Annotated in this window: 10 protein-coding genes; 5 read left to right on the forward strand and 5 right to left on the reverse strand. The window is 71.5% G+C overall.

The genetic code is table 11. The features are described from left to right. The first annotated feature begins 67 nt into the window (after positions 1-67). The 3 genes from GTY96_RS33895 to GTY96_RS33905 are packed head-to-tail and all read left to right on the forward strand — an operon-like array spanning position 68 to position 2,441. Positions 68-793, forward strand: a complete 726-nt coding sequence (locus GTY96_RS33895) for a fatty acid desaturase (protein ID WP_161666881.1) — start codon at positions 68-70, stop codon at positions 791-793. 34 nt (positions 794-827) lie between these two features. Continuing rightward, entirely contained in the window at positions 828-1,817 is a 990-nt protein-coding gene (gene msrP / locus GTY96_RS33900) for a protein-methionine-sulfoxide reductase catalytic subunit MsrP (RefSeq protein ID WP_143905192.1), read from the forward strand. 3 nt (positions 1,818-1,820) lie between these two features. Continuing rightward, positions 1,821-2,441 (forward strand): protein-methionine-sulfoxide reductase heme-binding subunit MsrQ, encoded by a 621-nt coding sequence (locus tag GTY96_RS33905; RefSeq protein WP_143905191.1) that lies wholly within the window; start codon positions 1,821-1,823, stop codon positions 2,439-2,441. A gap of 3 nt (positions 2,442-2,444) precedes the next feature. Here GTY96_RS33905 and GTY96_RS33910 read toward each other — a convergent pair whose 3' ends face one another. The 4 genes from GTY96_RS33910 to GTY96_RS33925 all read right to left on the reverse strand — a co-directional run bounded on the left by GTY96_RS33910 (position 2,445) and on the right by GTY96_RS33925 (position 8,376). Then, positions 2,445-2,924, reverse strand: a complete 480-nt coding sequence (locus GTY96_RS33910; RefSeq protein WP_143905190.1) for a response regulator — start codon at positions 2,922-2,924, stop codon at positions 2,445-2,447. A 123-nt stretch (positions 2,925-3,047) separates the two neighbouring features. Continuing rightward, positions 3,048-4,244, reverse strand: a complete 1,197-nt coding sequence (locus GTY96_RS33915; protein WP_143905189.1) for a YgdI/YgdR family lipoprotein — start codon at positions 4,242-4,244, stop codon at positions 3,048-3,050. Further along, positions 4,241-6,793, reverse strand: a complete 2,553-nt coding sequence (locus GTY96_RS33920; protein ID WP_161666882.1) for a TonB-dependent receptor plug domain-containing protein — start codon at positions 6,791-6,793, stop codon at positions 4,241-4,243. The genes GTY96_RS33915 and GTY96_RS33920 overlap by 4 nt, the downstream gene beginning before the upstream one ends. Continuing rightward, a complete protein-coding gene (locus GTY96_RS33925) occupies positions 6,790-8,376 on the reverse strand; it encodes a serine/threonine-protein kinase (protein WP_161666883.1) in 1,587 nt (528 codons plus the stop codon). Before GTY96_RS33925 ends, GTY96_RS33920 begins: the two co-directional genes overlap by 4 nt. Positions 8,377-8,663: 287 nt before the next feature. Here GTY96_RS33925 and GTY96_RS33930 point away from each other — a divergent pair, with 287 nt between their 5' ends. After that, a complete protein-coding gene (locus tag GTY96_RS33930; RefSeq protein ID WP_161666884.1) occupies positions 8,664-9,533 on the forward strand; it encodes a cobalamin-binding protein in 870 nt (289 codons plus the stop codon). Between the two features lie 42 nt (positions 9,534-9,575). Continuing rightward, the gene (locus GTY96_RS33935; protein WP_328701096.1) at positions 9,576-11,525 is read left to right on the forward strand and encodes a BamA/TamA family outer membrane protein; all 1,950 of its coding nucleotides are present in this window, start codon (positions 9,576-9,578) and stop codon (positions 11,523-11,525) included. A gap of 3 nt (positions 11,526-11,528) precedes the next feature. Here the strand turns inward: GTY96_RS33935 and GTY96_RS33940 are convergent, their stop codons facing one another. After that, entirely contained in the window at positions 11,529-12,308 is a 780-nt protein-coding gene (locus GTY96_RS33940; RefSeq protein WP_161666885.1) for a UPF0489 family protein, read from the reverse strand. Positions 12,309-12,372 lie beyond the last annotated feature (64 nt).

A 12,372-nucleotide genomic window follows, 5' to 3' on the forward strand; every position in this document is an offset into this window, starting at 1 on the left:
CCATTCCCCGTCCCACCGCGCGACTTTTTCCGTGCGCGCGGGGCGGGGCATGGCCAGTCAGGAGGCCATGGTGCCCGAGCCCACCCCTCATCCCGCGTCACCCGACCCGTGGGGTGTCGTGCTCGCGCTGGCGGTGCTGGGCGCGTGGGGCGGACACCTGGCGTGGCTGCTGGCGGGGCCCGCGCTGCCGTGGGCCTCACCGCTCCCCTGGCTGCACGTCGTGCTCCAGATGTGGCTGTCCACCGGCCTCTTCATCACCGGCCATGACGCCATGCATGGCACCGTGTCCCGGGACCGCCGGGTGAACGCGGCGGTGGGCCGGGTGGCCTGCTTCCTCTTCGCGGGCCTGTCCTACCGGCGGCTGGGGGTGAACCACCGCGCGCACCATGAGGACCCCACCGGCGAGCACGACCCGGACTTCTCCACCCGCACCCAGGCCTTCTGGCCATGGTTCGGCACGTTCATGGTGCGCTACACGACGTGGCCGCAGCTCATGGTGATGGCGCTGAAGTTCAACGCGCTGCTCTGGCTGGGGGTGCCCCAGGCGCGCATCCTGGCCTTCTGGGTGCTGCCGTCGCTGCTGGCCACCGTGCAGCTCTTCTACTTCGGCACGTACCAGCCGCACCGGCGCCCGGACACGCCCCGGATGGCGCCACACCACGCGCGCAGCCTGTCGCGCAACCACCCGTGGGCCCTGCTGTCATGCTTCTTCTTCGGCTACCACTGGGAGCACCACGCGTCCCCTGGGACGCCCTGGTGGCGGCTGTGGCGGGCGAAGGACGCCCGGCGGTAACCGGAATGGGGGCTGGGACGTTATAGAGGGAGCCATGCGCGACAAGCTCCCTCCCGAGCCCCCCGGCTCCGAAGTGACGCCGGAGCACCTCTACCTGCGCCGCCGCGAGTTCATCAAGAACGCGGGGCTGTTCGCGGGCACCGCCGCGGTGGTGGGAGGAGGGCTGTACCTGCTGGGGATGAAGCGCACCCGGCCCATGGATGGCTTCGTGCCGGACGCCGGCACGGTGGCGCAGCCGGTGGCGCCGGCCCAGGGCGTCTTCGACACCGACGAGCTGCGCACGCCCTACGAGGACGTCACCACCTACAACAACTTCTACGAGTTCGGCCTGGACAAGAACGACCCGGCCCGCCGCGCGCACGCGCTGAAGACGCGGCCGTGGACCGTCGTCATCGACGGCGAGGTGCACACGCCGTGGACGGTGGACGTGGATCAGCTCATCTCCGCCTTCCCGCTGGAGGAGCGCGTCTACCGGATGCGCTGCGTGGAGGCCTGGTCCATGGTGATTCCGTGGCTGGGGCTGCCCCTGGGCAAGCTGCTGGAGCGCGTGCAGCCCACGTCGTTCGCGAAGTACGTGGCCTTCACCACGCTGGATGACCCGGAGCAGATGCCCGGCCAGAAGAGCCCGGTGCTGGACTGGCCCTACGTCGAAGGGCTGCGGCTGGATGAGGCGCTGCACCCGCTGACGCTGCTGGCCACCGGCCTCTACGGCAAGCAGCTGCCCGCGCAGAACGGCGCGCCGCTGCGGCTGGTGGTGCCGTGGAAGTATGGCTTCAAGGGCATCAAGTCGATTGTCCGCATCACGCTCACGCGCGAGCAGCCGCCCACGACGTGGAACCTGGCGAACCCGCGCGAGTACGGCTTCTACGCCAACGTCAACCCGGCGGTGGACCACCCGCGCTGGAGCCAGGCGTCCGAGCGGCGCATCGGCGAGACTTCCCGCCGGCCCACGCTCCCCTTCAACGGCTACGCGGAGCAGGTGGCCGACCTCTATCGCGGCATGGACCTGAAGCGGGACTTCTGACCGATGGCCTCTTCCAAGCTCTCCTGGCTCAACCCCGCGGTCGCCGTCGGAGGCCTCTCCCCGCTGCTGCTCCTCGCGGTGCAGGGGGCGCAGGGGCAGCTGGGGGCCAACGGCATCGAGTTCGCCCTCAACCAGACGGGCCTCTTCGCGCTGGTGGTGCTGCTGGCGTCGCTGGCGTGCACGCCGGCGCGGCTCGTCACCGGCTGGACGTGGCCCGCGCGCATCCGCCGCACCCTGGGCCTCCTGGCGTTCACCTACGCGGCGGCTCACTTCCTCACCTACTCCGTGCTGGATCAGGGCCTGGATGTGCGCGCCATGCTGGAGGACGTCCTCACCCGGCCCTTCATCACCGTGGGCTTCACCGCGCTGCTGCTGCTGGTGCCGCTGGCCGTCACCTCCACGAACCAGTGGGTGCGCAGGCTGGGCTTCCCGGCGTGGCAGCGCCTGCACCGGCTGGCCTACGTGGCCGCGGTGCTGGGCGTGGTGCACTTCGTGTGGCGGGTGAAGAAGGACGTCACGGAGCCGGTGCTCTACGGCGCCGTGCTGACGTTGCTGCTGGCCGTGCGCGTGGGGGAGGCCGTGCGCAAGCGGCGGGCGGCGCTCGCGCAGCAGCGCCCCGCGTGAGGGCTACTTGGCGACGCGGGGCAGCGGGAGGATGGTGTCCACCAGCGTCATCAGCTGGGCGCAGCTGACGGGCTTGCGCACGAAGGCGCTGATGCCGGCCTTCTGGCCCAGGGCGCGCACCTCCGCCACGTTCGGGTCGCCCGTCATCATCAGGATGGGGACCTTGGACAGCCTGACGTTGCTGCTGGCGCGGATCTGCCCGGCGAAGTCCGCGCCGTTCATCCCGTCCATGTGGAAGTCGGTGAGGATGAGGTCCACCTGCTCCACCTCGGCGACCTTGAGGCCCTCCTCGGCGGACTCGGCCTCCAGGAACTCGAAGCTGCGGGCCATGAGGTAGATTTTCAGCAGCGTCCGGATGGAGCGGCTGTCGTCCACCAGCAGCACGCGCTGCGGACCGGCCCCGCCGGCCGGTCGGACCGGAGGCGTGCTCCCCGTGGGACGGGAGGGCGCGGTTTCGGGGGCGGAGAGGGGGCCGGACTTCATCGGAATCAGGACCTCGGGGAGGCGGAAGCCTCCGGCAGCACCTCCCCATGGTCGCGGATGGGCCCTGCGAAGTCAAAGCAACCCAGAACTCCCCGCCGCGAATTCAGGAGGGCCGTGAAGGCCTCAACGAACCTCCAGCACGAATGATTGGGACTGCACGCCGGACAGCCCTGCGGGCCCAGCGAGCGCGGGGTCCAGTTCATTCGGGACCCGCCAGGTCTGACCCGTGGACTGCAGGAGGGTGACGCTGTAGCGACCCGGGGGCACGGCCGCCAGGGGCGCGGGCGCGGCGGGATCGCGCGCGTCCAGCGCCTGCGCGCGGATGGCCACCTGGAGCTGCGGGACGAAGACGGGCTGCGGGCGGGGAGCCCCTTGTCCGTCCAGCAGGGCGTCGAGCAGGGGACCGGGCACCAGTCCCGCCGCCAGCACCACCGCGTCCGGCTTGCCGTCCTTGCCGCCGCTGAGGCGCGCGTAGTCCACGCCCTCCGCGTCCACCACGCCGTCGCGGTTCAGGTCGTTCTCGTCGACGATGCCCGTCACGCCCTCCGCCAGCTTGCGCACGATGACGCGCGGCCAGAACTCCGGCACGCCGTCGCGGCTGGTGCCCGTGAGCTGCACCCAGAAGCCTGGAGGCCGCTGGTCCACCGCGCCGGTGAGCGGCTGGGGCGAGAGCGTGAGCAGCTTGGTGGGGGTGGTCGCGGTGTCGAACTCGCGCGGCTCCGCGACCTGGAATGCGGGCCGGTCGAAGGGCACGGTGGCGGTGTCGGAGAAGGACACGGAGACGCCGGTGAGCGGCTGGGGCCAGCCGTCCGCGTCCGTCGTGACCTCCAGGATGCGCGTGGCGCCGGTGGTGGGGTCCACGCTGCCACCGCCCACGTCGCCCGCGTTGGGTTCGGCCGTGACGCCGTAGAAGGGGTTGAAGTCCGGCACGTGGCACGGCTGCGGCACGTTGCGGCAGGTGTCCGCGTCGATGAAGCCGCGCAGCAGGTAGCGGCCCGGCTGCACGAGGCTCAGCGCGAAGGGCGCGGTGAACGGACCCGTGGAGTTGTCACCCAGCGACGCGCCGAACAGCTCTCCCGCGGGGACGACGGTGAAGGCCTTCGGGCGGCCGGAGCCCTGCGGCGGGGGCGGGTGGGTCGCGTCGTAGATGAACACGATGGCGTTGCCGCGGGCGCGCGACTGCACGACGAGGCTGCCCTCGATGCGCGCGGCGCGCGTGTTCTGGCGGCCGTCCGCGGTGGGCACCACGTCCGGGCCCTCGCAGCCCGAGACCAGCAGCGACGCGAGCGCGACGGCGAAACAGGGAAGGGCGCGCTTCATGGGGTCACCGTGAGGTTGGCGAACACGCGCCGCTCGATGCGGTTGCCGAAGGGGTGCTCCGAGTGGTTGCCGCCGAGCTGGCTGCCCTGCAGCGCCACGGAGACGAAGTCCTTCACCACCTGGTAGCCCACCCGGGCGTTGACGACGGTGTACGCGGGGAGGTTGTTGGCCTGCAGCTCCACGCGCGTCGGGTCGGTCGCGGCGGGCTCGCGTTCAATCCAGGTGGTGGAGGACGTGAAGGCCGCGTCGATGCCGAACTCCAGGTCCGTGCGCGTGCGGTAGGTGACGCCGCCGAACAGCCGGAAGCCCGGCGCCTGGCTGCACGGGCCGCACTGGCCCTCTTCCGGCAGGTCGGAGGTGACGCTCTGGTACGCGGCGCTCGCCTTCACGCCCAGGCCGTCGATGGGGGACACGTTGAGGCCCACCTCGACGCCGCGCGCGGTGTAGATGGCGTTCTCGTTGGTGAACAGCGAGCGACCCAGCAGGTAGCTGCCGGTGCCGCTGTCATAGGCGTCCCCCGCGTGCAGCGGCTGCACGGAGGACAGGGCGATGAGGTCCTTCACCGTGTTCTGGTAGAGGGCCACGTCCCAGTCCAGGCCCAGCCGGGGCGACTCACCGCGCCAGCCCAGCTCCAGCGCGTTGAGGCGCTCCGGCCGCAGCTCGCGGTTGCCGGTGGTGAGCAGGCTCACGCCGTTGACGCCCGGCACGGGCACGGGCAGCCGCGTGTAGCTCTCCAGGAACGTGGGCTCGCGGAAGGCGGTGGCCACGGACGCGCGGAAGGCGTGCCCTTCAATGGGCTGGAACACGGCGGACAGGCGCGGCGACTGCGCGAGGCCCGGCTTGCCCTTGTCGAGCAGCGGGTGGCGGTCCACGCGGTAGCTGACCACCAGGCGCAGGGGCTGCACGATGCGCCACTCGTCCTGCACGAAGGCCGCCGCGTGGTACTCCTCGCGCAGGCCGTCCAGGTAGGTGAAGGCCACGCGCTTCAGGCGGCCCTCCACGCCGATGTTCACCTGGTGCTCGCCGGCCAGCTCGAAGCCGCGGGCGTACAGCGCCTCCGCGTTGAAGACGTTGGAGGCGACGCTGGTGTTGAGCGAGCGCTGGCCAATGGCCTCGTACTGCGGCCCCGCGTCACCGGACAGGTGGTTCCAGAACGCCTTGAGCTTCACCGCGCCCAGCTCCACGTCGGCCTTGGCGTACGCGCCCAGGCCGTCGATGTAGTAGTTGCGCAGGAGGCCCAGCGGGTAGATCTCCGTGAGGTAGCGGTGCACGCCGCCGGACAGGCCGATCGCGCGCCCCTCCTCGAATGAATAGATGGTGGACAGGTTGGCGCGGGCGCCCCGCTGGCCCAGGTCCGGGGCGGGCCCCGTGATGTCGAAGTCCGAGCGGCCGCTCGCGTAGTCACGGCTCCACTTGTCCTCCTGGCGGTAGGCGGCGGACGCGCGATAGCGCAGCGCCCCGTTCTGGCCGTGGCTGACGAAGGAGCCCTGGACGGTGTTGCCACCGCCCGCCATCGCGCCGAAGCGCGCGCGCCGGCCGGTGCCGGGGGCCTGGGTGATGATGTTGATGACGCCCAACATCGCGTTGGCGCCGTACAGCGCGCTGCCCGGGCCGCGGATGACCTCGATGCGGTCGATCTCCTCCAGGCCGATGGGCAGGCCCGCCCACAGCGTGAGGCCGAGGAAGTCCTGGTACTCCGTGCGGCCGTCCACCAGCACCAGCACCTTGTTGGCCAGGCGCTGGTTGAAGCCGCGCAGGCTGACGTTGGCGCTGCCCACGCCCATGGCCATCACGTCCGCGCCGGGCACGCGCCGCAGCAGCTCCGGCAGCGTGGTGGCGCCGGACAGGCGGATGTCCTCCGCGGTGATGACGGTGGTGGCGTTGGGCGCCTCGAGCGAGGACTGGGCGCGGCGGCTCGCCGTCACCACGCGCTCCTCGTAGGGCACCAGGCCCTGGTCGCCGGAGATGTCGCCGGACTCGGCGCCGCCGCTCGCGGTGGGGGTGGGGCCCGGGGTGGGCGTGGCCTGCGCCGGCGCGGGCTGGGCCGCCAGCGACTCCGCGCGGTTGACGGCCTTCTCCAGCCGCTCCATGAGCGCGGCCAGCTGCTGCTGGGCCTGGATGCTCGTGGGAGGGGGCGGGGGCATGGGCAGGCTGGAGCCCGAACCCGTCGTGTTGGGTGGGGCGCCGGGCGCGGGGGCCTCGGCCTGCGCCGCCTGGCGCGTGGCCTCCAGCCGCGTCACCTGGGCCTGCACATTGGCGGCGTCCGGCGGGTTGGAGGCGAGGTAGCGCTTGTAGGCGTCCAGCGCTTCGTCGAGCCGGCCCGCGTCCTGGTACGCCCGGGCGATGTTGTAGAGGACGCTGGGGTGCGGCTTGATGTTGTAGGCCTCTTCCAACTCGGCGATGCCCTCATCGAACTGCTTCTGGTCGATGAGGTTCATGCCGTTGCGGAAGTGGCGGCGCGCTTCGAGGCGCGCGTCCGCCAGGGCCTCGGTCGCGCACAGACAGAACGCGAGGAGCGTCCCACGTCGTAAGGCTGTCGGGAGATTCACTGGTACGGATCGTCCTTGTACGCGGAACCTGGAGCCTTGGGCTTCGGTCCCTGCTTCTTGATGCGCGGCAACTTGATGGAAACGGGGACGGTGCTGCCCGGCTCACCCGCGTAGGTCTTGCTGACGGTCTGGTAGCCGTCCAGCGCGAACGTGACCTCCACGGAGGCGAGGCCCGGGCCGTCCGGCGTGTGGTTGATCACCATGGGGGTATGGCCGCGCACCGTCCCGTCGACGGTGACTTCGGCCCCCTGGGGATCGCTGTCCACGCTGAAGCGCACGGGGCGGGGCGTGGCCGCGGGGCGCGGCGGGGCGGGCTCGGCCACGGCGACGGGGTCGTGGGCCACGGGCGCTTCCGCGACGGGCGCGCGGGTCACGGGCCGGGGGGGCTCCACCGGGACCTGCTGGGGCGAGCGCAGCACGAAGATGCCCGCCGTGGCCAGGCCCACCAGCAGCGCGCCTCCGAACAGGGCGATGCCCAGCCCCTTGGCGGACTTCTTCGCGGGCGCGGCGCCGGCCTCGTCCACGGAGATGTCCAGCGCCATGGTGTTGGGGCCGGTGGTGGGACCGGAGCCCAGCGCGTGGGGACCCGTGTGGACGCCGCTGTGCGGGCCGGAGCCCACCGCGTTGAGTCCGGTGCGCGTGGCGAAGACGCCGCTGACGCCGGACGCGGAGGCGGCGGCGCGCATGCCCTGGAGCACCGCGTCCATGGACGCGTAGCGGTCCACGGGGCGCTTGGCCAGGCACTTCATCACCAGCGCCTCCACCTCCGCGGGGACGTTGTGGTCCGGCCACACGGTGTGGAAGGGAGGCGGCGGGTCGTTGATGTGCTTGACGATGACGTCGATGCTCTGCGCCGCCTGGAAGGGCGGCCGGCCCATCAGGGTCTGATAGAGCACCACGCCCAGGCTGTACACGTCGCTGCGCGGGTCGGCGATGTTGCGCGCCTGCTCGGGCGCCATGTACTGCGGCGACCCGAGGATGACGCCCGCCTGCGTGAGGGTGGTGTCCTCCTTCATGGAGGCGTCCCCCAGGAAGGACTTCACCAGACCGAAGTCCAGGACCTTGACCACGTCGTGGTCCGTCTCCTGGTTGAGGACCATCACGTTCGCGGGCTTGAGGTCGCGGTGGATGAGGCCGACCTTGTGCGCCTCGCGCAGCGAGCGGGCCACCTGCTGCGCGATGGCGAGCGCGCGCTCCCACGGCAGCGGGCCTTCCTGGGTGAGCAGCTGCGACAGCGTCAGCCCCTCCAGGTACTCCATGGCGATGTAATAGATGCCGTCTTCCGTCTTGCCGTAGTCGATGACGGTGACGGTGTTCGGGTGGCGCAGCTTCGCGGTGACGCTGGCCTCCAGGAAGAAGCGCTTCTGGAAGCCGGGGTCCTTGCCCTCGCCGCTGTACTGGGGGTTGAGGACCTTGAGGGCCACCAGCCGGTCCAGCGGGGCCTGCATGGCCTTGTAGACGCGGCCCATGCCTCCGGCACCCAGCGTCTCCAGGATGCGGAAGCGCTCGTTGAGGATCCGCCCGAGCAGGGGATCCGCCACGTCGGTGGGCGCGCCCTTGCGGGGGGCGTCGCTTTCGATCATGTGTTCCCCCAGGCCAAGAGAAGGACCGCCTACGTCGGTTCGAACGCGTCGGATGCTAGCACCGCCTTTGAAAACCGCCCAAGAGACGTGCCGCTATCATCGCCGCGCGCCGCGGCCGAGTTTCCGGCCCGCGCTTCACGCCCGCCCTCCCGCACTTCCCGTGCTGATCCTTGCCCCGGGCGGTTTGGAAATCGCGAAAATCACCGTCCGCTGCCGCACAGTCGACCGCGGCTGGTGCGTCGCGTCATCCCAGGTGGAGGGGGCGCGGGCGCGTTAGGGTGCCGGGCATGAACGCCCAGCTGTCCGCGCTGTTGTCGTCCGCGCCGCGGTATCCGCGGCGGGTGGTGTGCATGACGGAGGAGACGACGGAGGTGCTCTACCGCATTGGCGCGGGGGACCTGGTCGTGGGGGTGTCGGGGTTCACGGTGCGGCCTCCGGAGGCGCGCAAGAAGCCGCGGGTCAGCTCGTTCCTGGACGCGAACTTCGAGCGGATCTTGGAGCTGAAGCCGGACCTGGTGCTGGGCTTCTCCGACCTGCAGGCGGACATCGGGCGGGAGCTGTGCAAGCGCGGGGTGCCCGTGTACCTGTTCAACCAGCGCTCGCTCGCGGAGATCTTGCAGACGGTGCGGCTGACGGGGGCGCTGGTGGGGCGCGCGGAGGCGGCCGAGGCGCTGGCGGTGGACTTGGAGAAGAACCTGGAGCGTCACTCGGACGCGGCCGAGTCGCTGCCGAAGCGGCCGCGCATCTTCTTCGAGGAGTGGCACGAGCCGCTCATCTCCGGCATCCGCTGGTGTTCGGAGCTGGTGGAGGTGGTGGGGGGCCAGGACGTGTGCCAGGAGTCGCGCGCGTCGCAGGGGGCGAAGGGCCGCATCTTCGACCCGGCGGAGGTGGCGAAGCGCGACCCGGAGGGGGTCATCGCCAGCTGGTGCGGGCGCAAGGCGAAGCGCGAGAAGATCATCTCCCGGCCTGGATGGGCGGGCGTGCGCGCGGTGGTGGACGACCAGCTCTATGAAGTGCGGAGCACGTACATCCTCCAGCCGGGACCGGCGGCGCTGACGGACGGGGTGGATCAGCTGGCCCGCATCGTGGCGGCCATCGCGAAGGGGGAGAAGCTGCCCATGGCCCGGCCTGGAGATCTGCGCACCGCGCTGGAGTGAGGGGAGGCTGGCGGCAAGCGCGGCGCGTGACAGGATGCGTGCGTGCCGCTCCCCCTGACCGTCTTGCTGTTCACCGTGCTCGCCGCGACGGGCGCGCCGTCCGGACAGGAGGCGCGGCAGACGCCGCCCGTGGAGCAGGAAGGCGCCGGCAGGCCGAGCGACGCCGAGCCGCCGGACGCGCCCGTGCGCGCGCCGGACTTCGAACCGTCGGGCGTGTCCAACACGGAGGTGCCCGCGCCGCCGCGCGCGGAGTCCGCGCCCGTGGGGCCGGAGGGCACGGATGCTCCGGCGCTCCCCACTGCGGACGCGCGCGCGAACTACGAGGACGCGCTCATCGCCTGGGGGCTGGGGGAGGTGGAGCGCCAGGTGGAGCCCGCCCCCGAGGGCAAGGTGCTGGAGGAGGTGCTCGTCGCCGCGGAGGAGGTCGTCGCGCCGATGGACCCGTACCCCTCGCTGCTCAACATCTTCCACGTCCGCACCCGTGACGAGGTCGTCCGCCAGGAGGTGCTGATTGCTCCGGGGCAGCCGTACTCGGAGGCGGTGGTCGCGGAGTCGGTGCGCAACCTGCGCAAGCTGGGGCTGTTCTCCGTGGTGCGCGCGGTGCCGGTGAAGGGCCGTGAGCCCGGCAAGGTCGCGCTGCTGCTGGTGACCAAGGACCTGTGGTCGCTGCGGCTCAACAACGAGTTCTCCGCCGTCGGCTCGCTGCTCCTCTACCTGCGCTTGCAGGGCACGGAGCAGAACTTCCTGGGGCGGGGCAAGAAGGTGGCGCTGGACTTCATCATGCGCCTGGACACCTTCAGCCTCGGCCAGAGCTACACGGACAAGCGCGTGCTCGGCAGCCGCTGGTCGCTGTCGGAGTCCGCCGCCCTGCTCATCAACCGGGAGACGGGCCGCGCGGAGGGCTCGCGCGGGAGCCTCATCGTGAGCCGCCCGCTGTATTCGCTCTCCACGCCGTGGAGCCTGAGCACGTCCGTGGCGTGGAACGTGGAGACGGCGCGCCAGTTCCGGGGCGCGGACATCTGGCAGCTCCCGTTCCCGGATGGCGCGCCCGTGCCATACGTCTACAACACGCGCGAAGTGGCGGCGGGCGCCACGTATACGCGCTCCTACGGCACCCGCGACAAGTGGAACGTGGGCCTGGGCGCGGGGGCCTATCACTATGCCTACGCCGCGCCGGTGGCCTCGCAGCTCTCCGACGCGCAGGTGGACTGGTTCCGCCGCAACTACCTGCCGCGCGCGGAGGACGCGGGGTACGTGAACCTGTCCCTGAGCGCCTTCAAGGCCCGGTACGACGTGCTCCGCAACGTGGACTCGTACACGCTGTCGGAGGACTACCAGCTGGGGCACTCGGTGGTGGCCACGCTGCGCTACGCGCCTCCGGTGTTCCCGTCCGCGGCGCACTTCGCCGAGAGCGGCCTGTCCGCGCGCTACCGCGTGCACTGGGGCGACGCGCTCACCACCGCGTCCGCGGCGGCGTCCATCCGCCGGCAGTTCAGCGCCCAGCAGCCCGGGGTGCGGGAAGGGTGGACCAACCGCCGCTGGGCCGCGGAGCTGGTGCAGGTGTCGCCGCGCGTGCTCGGTGGGCGCTTCGTGGCGCGCGGCCTGTTGGACGTGAACATCGACGACCTGTCCGAACGCGTGAGCCTGCTGGGCGGCAGCAACGGCCTGCGCGGCGCGGCGGTGGATGCGTACTCGGGCAAGCGGCTGTTGCTGGTGAACCTGGAGTACCGCACCGCGCCGCTCGTCGTGCGCACGGTGCACCTGGGCGGGGTGTTCTTCTTCGACTCGGGCAGTGCCTTCAACCGGCGGCCGGAGATGGTGAGCACCGTGGGCGTGGGCCTGCGGCTGCTGTTCCCCCAGTTCAACGTGTTCCCGTTCCGCATCGACTTCGGCTACGTGCTCAACGGCGACCGGCCGCCCGTGGGCAGCCGCTTCTCCCTCAGCAGCGGGCAGGTGACGGACTACCGCCCGACCTTCCTCGACTCGCCCTGAGGCTCAGGGCGGTTCGACGCGCAGCAGCTCGCGGAAGAGCACGTCCGCCACGTCGCGGAACAGCTCCCCGGACGCGAGCAACCCGCCGCAGTGGTGCGGCTCGCGCGCCAGCGTGAGCGCCACGGCCTTGCCCAGCACCGCGTCCCAGAAGGGCTCCGAGTCGAGCGGCAGGAGGAACTCGCGGATGACGGACTTGGGCCAGGGCAGCACGGTGGTGGGGTCCGCGTCGCTCAGGCTGGTGAAGCAGTCCAGGTCCACGTCCAGCAGCACGGCCGGCGAGGCCTCCAGCACGTCGCGCACCGCGTCCGTGGGGCCGGGGCGCAGGTACGCCTCCGCCGCGCGGTCCACCGTCGTGACCGTCACCAGCCGGTGGGACCGGCCGCGCGTGTCCACGTACGTGTCGCCGGCGAAGGCGCCCCGGGGCCGGGTGCGCGCGATGATCAGCGCGTCGCCCACGAGGTTGGCCTCCATCGCCGCGACGATGTGGTCGTAGTTGCGCACGTCCAGGTGCCACCGCGCGTGTTCATCCAGCGCGCGCAGTCCGGCGGAGCGGTCCGGCATGTCCGCGGGATGTTCAGGCACCACGATGTCCAGGTGCCGGTCCAGGGTGACGAGCAGGGCAGGGGGGCCCGCGTCGCCCAGGGCGCAAGCCCACGCGGGCAGTGCGAGCCGATGCGGGTCGAACACGTACGCGTCGGTCGGGCCACGGCCTCCGCCCAGCGCGAGCCGCACGATTCCCGCGAGCCGCAGGTGTCGCAGGGCGTCGTCATGTTTCAGAGTCATGGGGAAGGAAGTCCCCCTCCGGGGGGCAGCGTTGGGGGGTGCACCATCTTGCCGCGAAAGGAGC

The organism is Corallococcus silvisoli (genome assembly GCF_009909145.1).
GTDB classification, from domain to species: domain Bacteria; phylum Myxococcota; class Myxococcia; order Myxococcales; family Myxococcaceae; genus Corallococcus; species Corallococcus silvisoli.

Bases quoted from the DNA above. Each gene is read 5' to 3' on its own strand.
- GTY96_RS33895 (WP_161666881.1), top strand. From the start codon at position 68: ATGGTGCCCGAGCCCACCCCTCATCCCGCGTCACCCGACCCGTGGGGT.
- GTY96_RS33905 (WP_143905191.1), top strand. From the start codon at position 1,821: ATGGCCTCTTCCAAGCTCTCCTGGCTCAACCCCGCGGTCGCCGTCGGA.
- GTY96_RS33930 (WP_161666884.1), top strand. From the start codon at position 8,664: ATGAACGCCCAGCTGTCCGCGCTGTTGTCGTCCGCGCCGCGGTATCCG.
- GTY96_RS33915 (WP_143905189.1), bottom strand. From the start codon at position 4,244: ATGAAGCGCGCCCTTCCCTGTTTCGCCGTCGCGCTCGCGTCGCTGCTG.
- msrP (WP_143905192.1), top strand. From the start codon at position 828: ATGCGCGACAAGCTCCCTCCCGAGCCCCCCGGCTCCGAAGTGACGCCG.
- GTY96_RS33940 (WP_161666885.1), bottom strand. From the start codon at position 12,308: ATGACTCTGAAACATGACGACGCCCTGCGACACCTGCGGCTCGCGGGA.
- GTY96_RS33910 (WP_143905190.1), bottom strand. From the start codon at position 2,924: ATGAAGTCCGGCCCCCTCTCCGCCCCCGAAACCGCGCCCTCCCGTCCC.
- GTY96_RS33925 (WP_161666883.1), bottom strand. From the start codon at position 8,376: ATGATCGAAAGCGACGCCCCCCGCAAGGGCGCGCCCACCGACGTGGCG.